This is a genomic window from Gilvimarinus xylanilyticus, assembly GCF_024195295.1.
GTDB lineage: Bacteria > Pseudomonadota > Gammaproteobacteria > Pseudomonadales > Cellvibrionaceae > Gilvimarinus > Gilvimarinus xylanilyticus.
On the sequence record NZ_JAMFTH010000008.1, the window covers coordinates 78,732 to 91,779 of the forward strand.

Here is a 13,048-nt window from a genome sequence, read left to right on the forward strand (position 1 = left end):
GGTGGTTCCATGCAGTTCAATCGCTTTGAAGAGTTTTTTCATCAACGTCACTCGGTGTCGGCGTCTGCGCCGGGCCGGGTTAATCTGATCGGTGAGCACACCGACTACAATCAGGGCTTTGTGTTTCCCGCCGCCATTAACTTTGGAACTCAAGTGTTGGCCGCTCCCCGGACAGACCGCCATGTGAATATTGTCGCTCTGGATTATGGCGGTGAGCGTAATAGCTTCTCGTTGGCAGGTGAAATTGGCTTTGATGCAAGCTCTACGTGGAGTAACTATGTGCGTGGTGTGCTTCGGGTGATGCAAGAGGCGGTGGGGCCCATTGATGGTCTGGACATTCTGGTTTCCGGAAATGTGCCGCGCGGCGCCGGCCTGAGTTCATCGGCATCGTTTGAAGTCGCCTTGCTCAAAGCGGTGAACGACGTTTTCTCCCTAGGGTTAAACGGTGTTGAGGCGGCGAAAATTGGTCAGCGTGCCGAAAACGAATTTGTCGGTTGCTCCTGCGGCATTATGGATCAGTTAATCTCGGCGAATGGCCGAAAGGGCCAGGCCATGCTGCTCGATTGCCGCACGCTGGAGGAGGCTCACACGCCTATATCGGCCGACCATCAGATTGTGATCATTAACTCCAATGTCGAGCGTGGACTGGTGGACAGCGAATACAATCTGCGTCGTCAGCAGTGCGAGGCCGCAGCACTAAAGCTCGGTGTAGCTTCGCTCAGAGAGGCTGACGATGACCTTCTGCAAAAGGGGAAGGCCTCTCTTGCGGACAAGGAGTTCCGCCGAGCCCGACATATCGTTACGGAAAACCAGCGTACCGTGCAAATGTACAGCGCCCTGCGCGAGAAAAACTACGATCTGGTCAGTACGCTGATGCGCGACTCGCACTTGTCCATGCGTGATGACTTTGAGATTACCGTCGAGCCGATTGATTATCTGGTGGATCTGGTGCACTCAGTGATCGGCAATGCCGGCGGCGTTCGCATGACCGGCGGTGGCTTTGGTGGCTGCATAGTTGCTCTGTGCCCAACAGTGCTGGTTGACGACGTCAAGCGTGTAGTGGCCGATAAGTATCAAGCAAAGACCGGTATTGAAGAAAAGGTGTATATCTGTACCGCAGAAGACGGCGCGTTTTCCCGATAGGGCGGCGACCGAAAATACAATAATGTATAACAGCGAGAGCAAAGTACAATGAATATTGAGACTCTGGATTTAGCCGTTTTCGTGGTCTACGTCGTGGCTTTGATTGGCATCGCCTGGTGGGTGTCGAGAGAAAAGTCGGGCCACGAAAAAAACACTAATGACTATTTTTTGGCGGGAAATAGCTTGCCTTGGTGGGCAATAGGCGCATCCTTGATTGCGGCTAATATTTCGGCCGAGCAGATCATTGGTATGTCCGGCTCGGGTTATCAAGTCGGATTAGCGATTGCCTCTTACGAATGGATGGCCGCTATTACCTTGATCCTGGTGGGGAAGTACTTTCTCCCGATTTTCCTGAAAAACAAAATATACACAATGCCCCAATTCTTGGAGCAGCGCTATGACCACCGGGTTCGAATTGTCATGGCGGTGTTCTGGTTGGGTGTCTATGTCTTTGTGAATCTGACGGCAGTGCTCTGGTTGGGAGCTCTGGCAATTAACACCATCGTTGGAGTAGATCTAATCTATGGCATGGCTTTTCTCGGAGTATTTTCCCTGGCGTACTCGCTTTACGGTGGCTTAAAAGCCGTTGCCATGACCGATATCATCCAAGTGGTGCTGTTGGTATTGGGTGGTCTGTTTTTGTCTTACACGGCGCTGAATTTGATATCGGATAACGGCGGTGTCGTCCAGGGTTTTTTGACCCTGTCTGCGGAGTTGCCGGAAAAATTTGACATGATTCTCGCCAAGGAGAACGAGCACTACATGGATTTGCCCGGGATCTCGGTATTGATTGGTGGCTTATGGATAATGAATCTGTCTTACTGGGGCTTTAACCAATACATCATTCAGCGCACCTTGGCGGCAAAGAGCGTAACCGAGGCGCAAAAAGGGATTGTATTTGCGGCATTTTTAAAATTGCTCATGCCGTTAATTGTGGTGTTGCCAGGCATTGCGGCAGTTCTGTTGGTGCCGGATTTGGGCAAGCCCGATCAAGCCTATCCATCGCTGATGAATTTAATGCCTGTGGGTATTAAAGGCTTGATTTTTGCCGCCTTGGTGGCGGCGATAGTGTCTTCTCTGGCGTCTATGACCAACAGTGTGTCGACGATTTTTACCATGGATATCTACGCCAGCAAGCAGCCGGATAAAAGTCAGCAGCACTATGTGCGCGTGGGAAGGCTGATCAGTTTGGCCGCGTTGATTGTCGCCATGCTTGCTGCTAAACCTCTGCTTGGGCAGTTTGATCAGGCATTCCAATACATTCAAGAGTTTACCGGCTTTTTTACCCCGGGGATTGTGGTGCTGTTTGCATTGGGTATGTTTTGGTCGAAGACAACGGCTACTGGAGGCCTGGTGGCTGCAGTAGGTTCGGCCGTTCTCAGTCTCGCTTTTAAATTGCTTTGGCCTGAGTTGCCATTTATGGACAGAGTTGGGCTTGTGTTTTTGCTCTGTGTGCTGGCGGCTGTTGTCGTGTCGCTACTGGGGCAGGGTGCGACGAAAGAGCAGGCGGTCAAGCTCGATGAAGTCGATTTTGCGACAACGGGAGGTTTCAACTTGGCCAGTCTGGCCGTTGTACTGGTTTTGATCGCATTTTATACCGCGTGGTGGTGAGTGCTCGATAGGCGAAGGGAGGATAACCCTTTCCTTTTTTAGAATTATTTATTATTACGTTCTCGTTAACGTTAAAAAGTTAACGTTTACCCTCAAAAAAAGGTTGCTTTAACTGTTTAAGAGTATATAGTTAGGGATAACGTTTACCTTTTCGGGTCTGGCCGATTTCGCTCGGATTGGGTCAGTAAATAATAAAAGAAGCTTTCTGATTTACGTCAGGTTAGGAGGGCAGTATGAAATATAAGTATAAGAAGCAGTTACTCAGCAGCGCCATCGCATCAGTGTTGATCGCTGGGGGTGCGCCAGTGGTCGCTCAGCAAAACAGTGAAAACACAGATGCCGATAGTGAAGTCTTAACAGAAATTGTTGTGGTTCGAGGCTTGCGCAGCAGTCTAAATCAAGCCGCCGATATTAAACGTGACGCAGATCAGGTGGTTGAGGCCATTGTCGCTGAGGACATTGGCAAGTTCCCGGACAATACCGTAGCGGCCGCTTTGCAGCGTGTGCCGGGTGTCCAGGTGGTGAACAACTTTAACAATGAAATCGTCAGCCCCCTGATTCGCGGTATTGGCGATATTGTGACCACGTTGGATGGTCGCGAAATCTTTACCGGCGTGGGTCGTGGCTTTGCGTTCCAGGACTTGCCCGCCGAGGCGCTGTCAGGTGCCGAGGTTTACAAATCCAATTCTGCCAATCTGATTGAGGGTGGTATTGCCGGGGTCATCAATTTGACTCGCGTTAAGCCGTTCGCGTTTGATGAGGGGCTTACTGTCGCCACAAACCTTCGAGGTATGTATGGCGATGAAGTCGATGATCTCGGCTTGACTGGTGGTATCCTGGTGTCCAACCGTTTTGACACAGATGCCGGTGAAATGGGTATCTTGGTAGATGTGTCTTATTCGGATCAGGATTTTAATCGCCCGGTATCGTTTAACTGTGACCCGCGCTCCGCCACCAACGGCCCGCAAGGTGCGGCGGGTGTCGTGCTTCCGACCTGTGTGGGTGGCCTTACGGATACGGGGGAGTATCAGCGTCCTCAGGCAAACCTTTACTACCAATGGCGCCCCACTGAAAATCTGGAAGTGTATGCCGATGCGCTCTACGCGGGCTATCGGGCTGAGTTTGCCACTCACTTTATTTTCTCTGACATCTTTTCGGCTCAAAGCATCACTGGTGTGACGGCCAATGGCGATGAGTTTACCGCGCCGGTCAACGACGCCGGTTTCTACGACGCCAACTCGAGTGTCATCCAGTCCCTGCGCCTGGGGCAGACTGCTACCTTTAATAACGTGCCCGGTCTGACCTCCACCCAAGCAAAAACCGGCGAAACCGACCAGTATGTGTTTGGCGGCGGCGTGAAGTACACCTCTGATCGCTGGGATTTGAATGTGGACCTCTCCCGCGTGGAGTCAGAAAACGGCAATCGCAATACCATCGTCGATATTGGCAAGCAGATTGACGCGGTTAATATCATTGTCAACGATGACAGCCACGGTACTACGGTTATGCCCGGTTCGCCGTTGAGCACACCTGATGATTTCCGTCTGGCCAACAGTCTTTTTCAGGACTACAACCGAGCGGAATCTGTCGCCAACGCGATCCGTTTAGACGGGAAGTACAAGCTCGAAGAGGGCTTTATTCAGGAGATTCAATTTGGCGGGCGCATCATTGATCGCGATGCCAGTTTTTACTCGAATGCGCCGGGCGGCCCTGGAGCGCCAGGCGGTAATCGCGTGACTCTGGTGAGCGAGTCCGGCTTGCCTGATGACTTTTTGATTGAATCTCCAAATACTATTCCGGTTATTAACAACGGAGAGCACTGGTATACCCCCGACCCGGATTTTTTACGTGATAATACAGATGTGTTGCGCGAGCTCTATGGCGCCGAGCCGGGCGATCCGGCCTGGGATCCCTCACGCAACTACGATGCCAGTGAAACTACCAGCTCTGTTTATCTGCAAGCTAAATACGGTTTGGAATTTGATTCGGGTATTTTGCTCGACGGTCTCATCGGGGTTCGCTATAGCCACACTGACCGCAGCCTGAGCGGCACCGGCCGCGTCAATGGTGAGCTTACGCCGCAGACCCGCGATACGTCTGAGGGCACCTTTCTGCCGAATGCATCGGCCCGTCTACAACTGACGGACGATCTTCAGCTTCGCTTTACTTATGCAAAAACCCAGGCACAGCCCTTCTTTGGCGATCTCAATCCAGGGTTAACCTATGATGTACCGTTGAACGCCAACATTCGCCCGACCGGCGGTGGCGGTAACCCCGATCTGGAGCCGCAGGAGTCGGATGCCTATGATGCCACTATCGAGTATTACTTCAGCGACTCCTCGTACATGTCGGCAGCGGTTTACTATCGCACGATTGAGGGGCGGGTAGCTGCGGGTACCGAGATCGAAGAAATTGACGGCATTGAATACAGCGTTACTCGTCCGCGCAATATTGGTGAGTCCAGTCTGCAAGGGGTAGAGCTGAGTGCCCAATGGTTCCTGGACTTTTTGCCTGAGGGCTTCGATGGTCTTGGTCTGACTGCAAACTATACCCTTGCCGATTCCTCCATTGATACCGAGGGCGATCCACTGGAAGGTGAGCCACTGCTGGGGGTATCCAAGCATGCCTACAACGTCGGTGTGCTCTATGAAAAATACGGCATCACCGCGCGGGTCATGTACAACTGGCGCTCGTCATTCGATGACGGCTACTTTGGTGGCGGTCTGGTCACTCCAGGTGACGGAGCGAAGTTCAATACCGTTAAAGCCAACGGTCGCCTGGATTTGTCGATCGGTTATGACATTACGCCACAAGTTACCGTTAGCCTTGATGGGGTAAATGTCAATGGTGGTACGTACTACAGCTACTTTGACACTGAGCTGTTCCCCCATGATATCAGAATTGACGATACATTCTGGGGAGGCAGCATCCGCGCTCGCTTTTAACGTGCATGGTTTGGCCGGGTGGGTGCAATGACTTGCCCGGCCTTTTTTACACCCACAGTCAGAGTAAAGGCAAGATAATGCAGATAACATTTGCCAAGCTGAGCCGAAGTGTCTCCACGCTACTACTGAGTACGTTTTTAACTTCGGGTTTGGCTGCCAAGGCCAGTGAGCCTCAGCTGATCAGCTCCGACGATGCGCTCTACCCGCGCCTTGTGCAGCTCAACCATCAGGCAGATCCTGAAAATAACGGTGATATCATTGCCAGCGTTACCAGCTTTGCCGGTGGTCAGGGCCATGCGGATATCTTTGTGAGTCGGAATGAGGGTGAGAGCTTTGAGCGGCTCAGTCAAATTTACGATGAAGATTTTCTGACAGGATTGTGTTGCGGGGGCCTCTATGAGTTGCCCAGTGCCGTCAACGAGTTAGCAGCTGGCACCTTGCTTTGGGCCGGCTCCGTAGGGCAGGAAGCCGCAGATACTCCCATGCAGATGAAAATCTATCACAGTGTCGATCGGGGGCAGAGTTGGGACTACCTAAGCAACTGCGTCGATGCTCAGGCCCCTAAACGGCAGGGCGGCATTTGGGAGGCCGAGTTTATCATCGCAAAGACTGGCGAATTAGTGTGCTATTTCGCTGATGAGACGCCGCAGAATCACTCGCAAACACTCCGCTACACGAAGAGTTCAGATGGTATCAATTGGAGCGATCCGGTGAATGTAGTGGCCAGCACTAACCCAAATGATCGGCCAGGCATGCCGGAAGTCGTGCACCTAGCAAGTGGCCAGTTCATGATGAGCTATGAGATATGCGGTGGCTTGAATTGTGCCGCCTACTATCGGTTGTCAGAAGATGGGCTGGATTGGGGGGATCCCACTGACCTCGGACAAGCATTAGAAACCCCGGATGGATTGACTTTCTGGGCAACCCCAACATTGGCTCTGGCGCCCAAGGCCAGTGGCGGCGAGCAGTTGCTGCTGCAGGGGCATACGCTGGTTCAAGGTGGCGCAGACCAACCAGGCAATGGCGCAACGGTATTTATCAACTCCAGCGCAGACCCGGTTAATGGCCAATGGTATGCCTACGATGCTCCCACGCCAGTAGACCTTCCCGCAGGAACCAGCGTTAACTATTGTGAAAACTATTCTTCACCACTGTTGCCTCTTTCTGGTGGGTTGAAATTACTGCAGTTGTCCTCTGATTTTGCCGATGACGGGGTGTGTCGAACCTGGTTTAACGTCGCGCCGCTTGGTGGCGTTCGGGCGCAAGTGGATGAGGTTCGAGGGAGTGCAGGGGAGACTCTGACGGGCACCGTACACCTCAGAGTCAGTGATGGCTATGACGGCGACTATACGCTCGACTTGCAGGTCGAAGGGCTGGAAGGACGTGTCGAGCTTTCTCAGTCTCCGGTAACCCTGCTTAGGGATAGGGAGCAATCCATAAGTTTTACTGTAGTACCTGAAACTCTGGTCCAGAACCTGAGCCCGGCGAATATGACCTTAATGGCCGGCGCCCTGTTAGTGCCCTGGTTTTGCAGCATGTTGCTTATGCGCAGCGGGCGAGTCAAATTGGCGGTGTGTGCCACTTTGGCTACAACGATTCTGATGTTGTCGAGCTGCGGCGGTGGCGGTAATTCAGCGCCAGGTGGCTCGATCAACACAGTCACCACTCACTATCAAGGGGTCCTGCGGGTGAGCGGCGTTGATAATCCCGACGTTGAAACCCTGACACAGTTTACCGTCGTGGTGTCGCACCAAGAGTAGGAAGAATGTTTCCCTGCGTTAGAAGCCTGCAGACAATCAGCTAGGCTGAACCTGAAAACCGATGATTGATAATAAAGAGAAAGTGTTTATGAGATATGTGATTTTGGTATTTTTCACCTGCATCGCCTTGCTTGGCTGCAGTAACGAATCCAAGGTTAATGCTCCAGCGAAAACGGAGTCCGGTGCCGACTATCGGCTCAGCAGCGGTGAACGTCAGCGGTTGGACACTCCATCACTGACATCTTACGCAGTAGAAGCAAAGGTTCGGTTGTCGGATGCGAATGCCAATGCGGGCTTGGCCTTTCATGCGCAAACCGGGGCAGAGAATTTTAAAGGTTTTTACACTGGGCTTGATGCTAAATCCCACACCGTATTCTTACTGAAGGGCAATAAAGAAATGGCGCGCCGCTCTGTTAGCGTTGAGCCGGGTGTGTGGTACTCGTTACGCCTAGAGGTTAGTGGCGATAACTATGTGCTGTACGTTAACGACAATCCGCTGGCCGAAAATCAGTTCCCCAAATACGACGCCGTTGATTCTACTTACACTAGTGGTGACTTGGCCCTGAGGGTTGCAAGTGGTAGCGCTGATTTTAAAGATGTGAAGGTCACTGCATTTGAAAAACCACTCCCCCAGATCAGTTATCAGAATCCCGTGCAGCCCGGCTGCGCTGATCCGGGCCTGATGAAGCATGAGAGTCGCTACTATGCTTACTGTACCTACACACCAGATTATCCCACCATGGTAAACGGAATCAGGCTCTATACCTCTGATGATCTGGTGAGCTGGGAGGACCAGGGCTTTGTACTAAAAAATGAAGACTCCTGGGGTGAGTCGCGCTTTTGGGCTCCGGACATTGTGGCGCGCGACGGCGTTTTTTATCTCTACTACGCGGTGGACGAGCGGATCGCCGTTGCCACTTCAGAATCTCCGCTGGGGCCATTTGTGCAGGATGTGAAGGAGCCTATGGCCCCTGAGTCCATAAAAATCGATGCCTATGTTTTTGAAGACGATGATGGTAAGCGCTACTTCTACTATGTGGGCTTTGATAATGGCAATCACATCTGGGGTGCCGAACTTAATGATGATATGAAAACGATCAAGCCTGACTCCGTCAAACTGATGATCAGCCCAGAAGAGCCCTGGGAGACACACATGGCGAATGTGGCTGAAGGGGCGGAAATCATCAAGCACAAGGGGGTTTACTATTTGACCTATTCAGGCAGCCACTTTGAGAGTCCACACTACTCCGTGGGTTATGCCACGGCCAGTCATCCGCTGGGCCCTTGGTCGAAATATGAAAACAATCCGATCATGAAGTCTACCAGCTACGCCCATGGAACGGCGCATCACAGCCTGGTGAGATCACCCGATGACAGCGAGCTGTTTATCGTCTATCACCAGCACAACGATCTCTACACCACGGAGCCACGCCAGATGTCCATCGACCGGATGCAGTTTGTGCCTCAGGAAAATGGCCCGGACATACTTGAGGCCTGGGGGCCAACCGTGTCACCACAGCCAATGCCAAAATAGGCTGAAGCTGCTTCGAGAACGGATAAGTAACAACACCGATAATGACAGAGGTGAGTGATGAAACGCATTGGAACCTTATTACTGGTTGCCGCCAGCATGTTAAATGCCGGTTGGGCTTTGGCGGAGCAAGACAGTCGTATGAAAGTAGTGGTAGACGAATTTGGCAAGCTGGTTGATGGTCGTGGTGTTGATCGATACACCATTGAGAACAGCAGTGGTGCAAGCATCCAACTGACGAATCTGGGCGCGGTTATTTTATCGCTTAAAGTTCCAGATAAGAAGGGAAAGCTAGACGATGTAGTGTTGGGCTTTGATGAACCCGCACCTTACCTAACCGATAGCCCATATTTTGGAGCTGTTGTGGGGCGCTATGCTAACCGCATCGATGAAGGTGAGTTCAGCCTTAACGGTAATAACTACAGTCTGGCGACCAATAATGATCAAAACCATTTGCATGGTGGCAACCTAGGTTTTGATAAGCTTTTGTGGGACGGGCAGGTAGTTGAGACCGATCTCGGTACCGGCGTACGTTTTTCAACCGTATCAGATGATGGTGATGAAGGTTACCCAGGTCAGTTGTTTGTGGCCGTCACTTATGTATTTACCGATGACAATGCGTTGGAGATCAACTACCAAAGCTCGGCGGTTGACGATACCGTGGTGAACCTCTCCCAGCACAGCTACTTTAACCTTGCGGGGCAGGGTGATGGTTCAATCCTGGACCACACGTTACAGATTAACGCTGACTTTTATACGCCCGTGGACAGAACCCTGATCCCGACGGGTGAGATTCTCTCTGTTAAGCAAACCCCGTTTGATTTTACCCAACCCAAGCCAATCGGTCGCGACATTAAAGCAAAGCACGAACAACTGAGTTTTGGCGGTGGTTACGATCACAACTGGGTGCTGCGCCGCTCAGAATTCGAAGGTCAAATGCATCTGGCGGCCGTGTTAACAGATCCCGGTTCAGGCCGCAAGATGGAAGTTTTAACCGATCAGCCTGGTCTGCAATTTTACTCCGGTAACTTTCTTGATGGCAGCGTAACGGGAAAAGAAGGAGTGGCCTATGCGTATCGCGGCGCGCTCGCACTGGAAACTCAGCACTATCCCGACTCACCTAATCAGCCTCATTTCCCTCGCACCACCTTGCGTGGGGGTGAGAGTTTCACCACCACAACCATCTACCGGTTCTCGGTGGTGAACTAAAAGTGGGATCAATGGGTATGAGAAAACTTAATATGATTCGAACAGGCTTTAGTACCTTGGTGACATTACTCTTCTTGGCCTTGCTTGCAGGTTGCGCAGCTTCGCCAGAGAAGCACCTTGGCATCGACGGGCCCAGTGATCAACGCTGGAGTCGGGAGAAAGCAAACCAGTGGTATGACCAACTGCCTTGGTTAGTGGGTGTGAACTTTCTGCCGAGCACAGCAATCAACCAACTGGAAATGTGGCAAGAGAGCAGCTTTGATCCTGAAACCATTGACCGGGAGTTGGGCTGGGCTGCCGACTTTGGTGTGAATACGGTCAGAGTCTACCTTCACGATCTGGCCTGGGAAGCGGACCCGAAAGGCTTTTTGGAGCGGATTGACACCTTCCTGTCTATCGCCGATAAGCATGGTATCAAGCCCAACTTTGTCTTCTTTGACGATTGCTGGAACCCCACGGCTGAAATAGGCGGGCAGCCAGCACCGAAACCGGGTGTGCACAATTCGGGGTGGGTGCAAAGTCCGGTGGCATCAGTGAAAGATCAGCCCGAAAACTGGGGTCGCCTGGAAACTTATGTTACGGGCGTTGTTAGCCGGTTTGCCAACGATGACCGCATACTCTATTGGGATGTGTATAACGAGCCGGGCAATACCGGGCGCGAGGAAAAATCCTTGCCGCTATTGCAAAAAGCCTTCGCTTGGGTGCGTGCCGGAAATCCATCACAGCCAGTGACCGCTGGAATATGGAACTGGTCGGAAGGTTTTGAGCTGCTCAATGCCTATCAAAAGATGCATTCGGACATCATCACCTTCCACCAATACAACGATCTTGCAGCGATGGAGCGCAGCATCCATGAAATGCAGGGCATGGGCCGGCCGGTGATTTGTACCGAGTGGATGGCCCGCACGAATGATTCTTTGGTGGAGAGTCATCTGCCTTTGCTGAAACAAGAAAACGTCGGTGCCATCAACTGGGGCCTAGTGAGCGGCAAGAGCAATACGATTTTTCCCTGGGGCTCGGAGCCGGGCAGTCCGGAACCGGAGCTTTGGTTTCATGACCTGTTGCACCGGGATGGTTCGCCTTACAAACAAAGCGAAATCGACATTTTCAAAACGCTGACGGAGGACAACCCTACCTACTGATCCACCATCGTTTTATCAATGCCAGGGGCAAACCGGTGCCGAGCAAACGCTTAAGCACCGGAGCATGCCCTGCGGTCTGGTCTACCTGAAAATAATGCCAATATGGAGACACGCTATGAAATCTTCACTGTACACTTTTTTGTGGACAATTTTAGTCTGCCTATTCGTCGCCCCCGGTGCCTTGGCCAATGAAGTCATGCTGGAAGATGTGGATTCCTTCTATCCGAGACTCATTCGTCTGGAGGCCAGCGGTGCCGCCAACGGTCGGCTGATCGCGAGTTTTGATGTGATCGGTGCGGGCCATATTTACCAGAGCACTGATGACGGTGACAGCTGGTCGCAAATTGCTACCATCGACGAAAATCAGTTCGCTAATACCTGCTGCTCGGAACTGTACGAAGTGCCCCAAAACCTGGGGAGTACGGCGGCAGGTACATTGTTTTGGGTCGTGTCGGCACACGATGGCGCGGCACCGGCCAGTCGGGCTTTGAAAATTTATCAAAGTACGGACCATGGCTACACGTGGACTTATCTCTCATCACCCGTAACCGGCAATACCGGATTGTGGGAAGCCGAGTTTACGGTGGACCCTCAGGGGCGACTGGTTATGTACTACGCCACCGAGGAGCACAAGGGGTCTGGCTACAATCAGTTGATCGCACATAAAGTGTCGACGGATGGCGGCGTAAGTTGGGGGGCTGAACAGATTGACATTGCCATCGCCGATACCATTCAGCGGCCGGGAATGCCGACCGTTACCCGTCTGCCAAACAATGACTACATCATGGTGTATGAAATTTGTGGAGCGACCTACAACTGCGACACATTCTACCGTCACTCTTCGGATGCAGTCAGCTGGGGCAGTCCGACGAACATTGGCACTCGCATTGAGTCGGTGTCCGGCAATCATTTCTCTCACGCGCCCACGGTTACGTGGATTGACAATGGCACCGCCAACGGTGAACTGTTGGTTGCCGGACAGGTATTACGCGATGGTGCCGGCAATAACGTGGCGCGTAACGGCCGTGTGTACATGGTCAACAACAATAACGGAAACGGCTTGTGGGCCGAGCGCGAAGCACCTCTGGTGACCCCCAGTGATGGTACCAACCCCTGCTCCAATTACAGCACACAGTTTGTCGCTCGAAATGGCGGAACGGAAATCATCCAGTTAGCCAATCGGGATTGCCGAATGTTTGTTGGCATTGGCGAATTCAATGTGCCCTGGGCCAACGGTACTTACCGACTGACCGCCAAACACAGCGGCAAAGTGCTCGACGTGCAAGGCTGTTCCACTGCCATTGCTGCCAATGTTCAGCAATGGCCCTGGAACGGAGCGGACTGCCAGCGCTGGGATCTGACGCATATTGACGATGGCTGGTACGAGATTCGTTCCCGTCTGAGTGGCCAGGCCCTGGATATTGACGCCTGTGCGACGGGTAATGGTGGCAATGCCCAGCAATGGACGGCTAACAGTGCGAGCTGTCAGCAGTGGCGTATCGAACCGGTGGGAGAGGGTTTCTATCGGTTGGTCAATCGCAACAGTGGGCGTGTGCTGGATGTGGATGCCTGCTCAACCGCTGATGGTCAGAATGTGCAGCAGTGGGAATGGCTGGGCGGTGACTGCCAGCGCTGGAAGCTGGATTTGCTGTAGGCCGAAGCAACCTCCCTTTTACCCCCGGCATCGTGAGGTGCCGGGGCTGAATT

The 13,048-nt window shown here is 52.5% G+C and carries 8 protein-coding genes; all 8 read left to right on the plus strand.

All coding sequences use genetic code 11. The features are described from left to right. The first annotated feature begins 9 nt into the window (after positions 1–9). The 8 genes from galK to M6D89_RS16800 all read left to right on the plus strand — a co-directional run bounded on the left by galK (position 10) and on the right by M6D89_RS16800 (position 12,995). Positions 10–1,143 (plus strand): galactokinase, encoded by a 1,134-nt coding sequence (gene galK / locus M6D89_RS16765; RefSeq protein WP_253969244.1) that lies wholly within the window; start codon positions 10–12, stop codon positions 1,141–1,143. A gap of 48 nt (positions 1,144–1,191) precedes the next feature. After that, positions 1,192–2,754 (plus strand): sodium/sugar symporter, encoded by a 1,563-nt coding sequence (locus M6D89_RS16770; protein WP_253969245.1) that lies wholly within the window; start codon positions 1,192–1,194, stop codon positions 2,752–2,754. Between the two features lie 233 nt (positions 2,755–2,987). Next, positions 2,988–5,699 carry a TonB-dependent receptor gene (locus M6D89_RS16775; protein WP_253969246.1) on the plus strand — a complete coding sequence of 904 codons (2,712 nt, stop codon included), beginning with the start codon at positions 2,988–2,990 and terminating at the stop codon, positions 5,697–5,699. Between the two features lie 77 nt (positions 5,700–5,776). After that, positions 5,777–7,459, plus strand: a complete 1,683-nt coding sequence (locus tag M6D89_RS16780; protein WP_253969247.1) for a hypothetical protein — start codon at positions 5,777–5,779, stop codon at positions 7,457–7,459. A gap of 61 nt (positions 7,460–7,520) precedes the next feature. Next, positions 7,521–8,993, plus strand: coding sequence for a family 43 glycosylhydrolase (locus M6D89_RS16785; RefSeq protein ID WP_253969248.1), 1,473 nt, complete (start codon positions 7,521–7,523; stop codon positions 8,991–8,993). A 57-nt stretch (positions 8,994–9,050) separates the two neighbouring features. Beyond that, a complete protein-coding gene (locus tag M6D89_RS16790) occupies positions 9,051–10,199 on the plus strand; it encodes an aldose epimerase family protein (RefSeq protein WP_253969249.1) in 1,149 nt (382 codons plus the stop codon). A 17-nt stretch (positions 10,200–10,216) separates the two neighbouring features. Next, a complete protein-coding gene (locus M6D89_RS16795) occupies positions 10,217–11,341 on the plus strand; it encodes a cellulase family glycosylhydrolase (protein WP_253969250.1) in 1,125 nt (374 codons plus the stop codon). Between the two features lie 115 nt (positions 11,342–11,456). Further along, positions 11,457–12,995, plus strand: a complete 1,539-nt coding sequence (locus tag M6D89_RS16800; protein WP_253969251.1) for an RICIN domain-containing protein — start codon at positions 11,457–11,459, stop codon at positions 12,993–12,995. The last annotated feature ends 53 nt before the right edge of the window (positions 12,996–13,048 follow it).

Bases quoted from the DNA above. Each gene is read 5' to 3' on its own strand.
- galK (WP_253969244.1), top strand. From the start codon at position 10: ATGCAGTTCAATCGCTTTGAAGAGTTTTTTCATCAACGTCACTCGGTG.
- M6D89_RS16770 (WP_253969245.1), top strand. From the start codon at position 1,192: ATGAATATTGAGACTCTGGATTTAGCCGTTTTCGTGGTCTACGTCGTG.
- M6D89_RS16775 (WP_253969246.1), top strand. From the start codon at position 2,988: ATGAAATATAAGTATAAGAAGCAGTTACTCAGCAGCGCCATCGCATCA.
- M6D89_RS16780 (WP_253969247.1), top strand. From the start codon at position 5,777: ATGCAGATAACATTTGCCAAGCTGAGCCGAAGTGTCTCCACGCTACTA.
- M6D89_RS16785 (WP_253969248.1), top strand. From the start codon at position 7,521: ATGATTGATAATAAAGAGAAAGTGTTTATGAGATATGTGATTTTGGTA.
- M6D89_RS16790 (WP_253969249.1), top strand. From the start codon at position 9,051: ATGAAACGCATTGGAACCTTATTACTGGTTGCCGCCAGCATGTTAAAT.
- M6D89_RS16795 (WP_253969250.1), top strand. From the start codon at position 10,217: ATGAGAAAACTTAATATGATTCGAACAGGCTTTAGTACCTTGGTGACA.
- M6D89_RS16800 (WP_253969251.1), top strand. From the start codon at position 11,457: ATGAAATCTTCACTGTACACTTTTTTGTGGACAATTTTAGTCTGCCTA.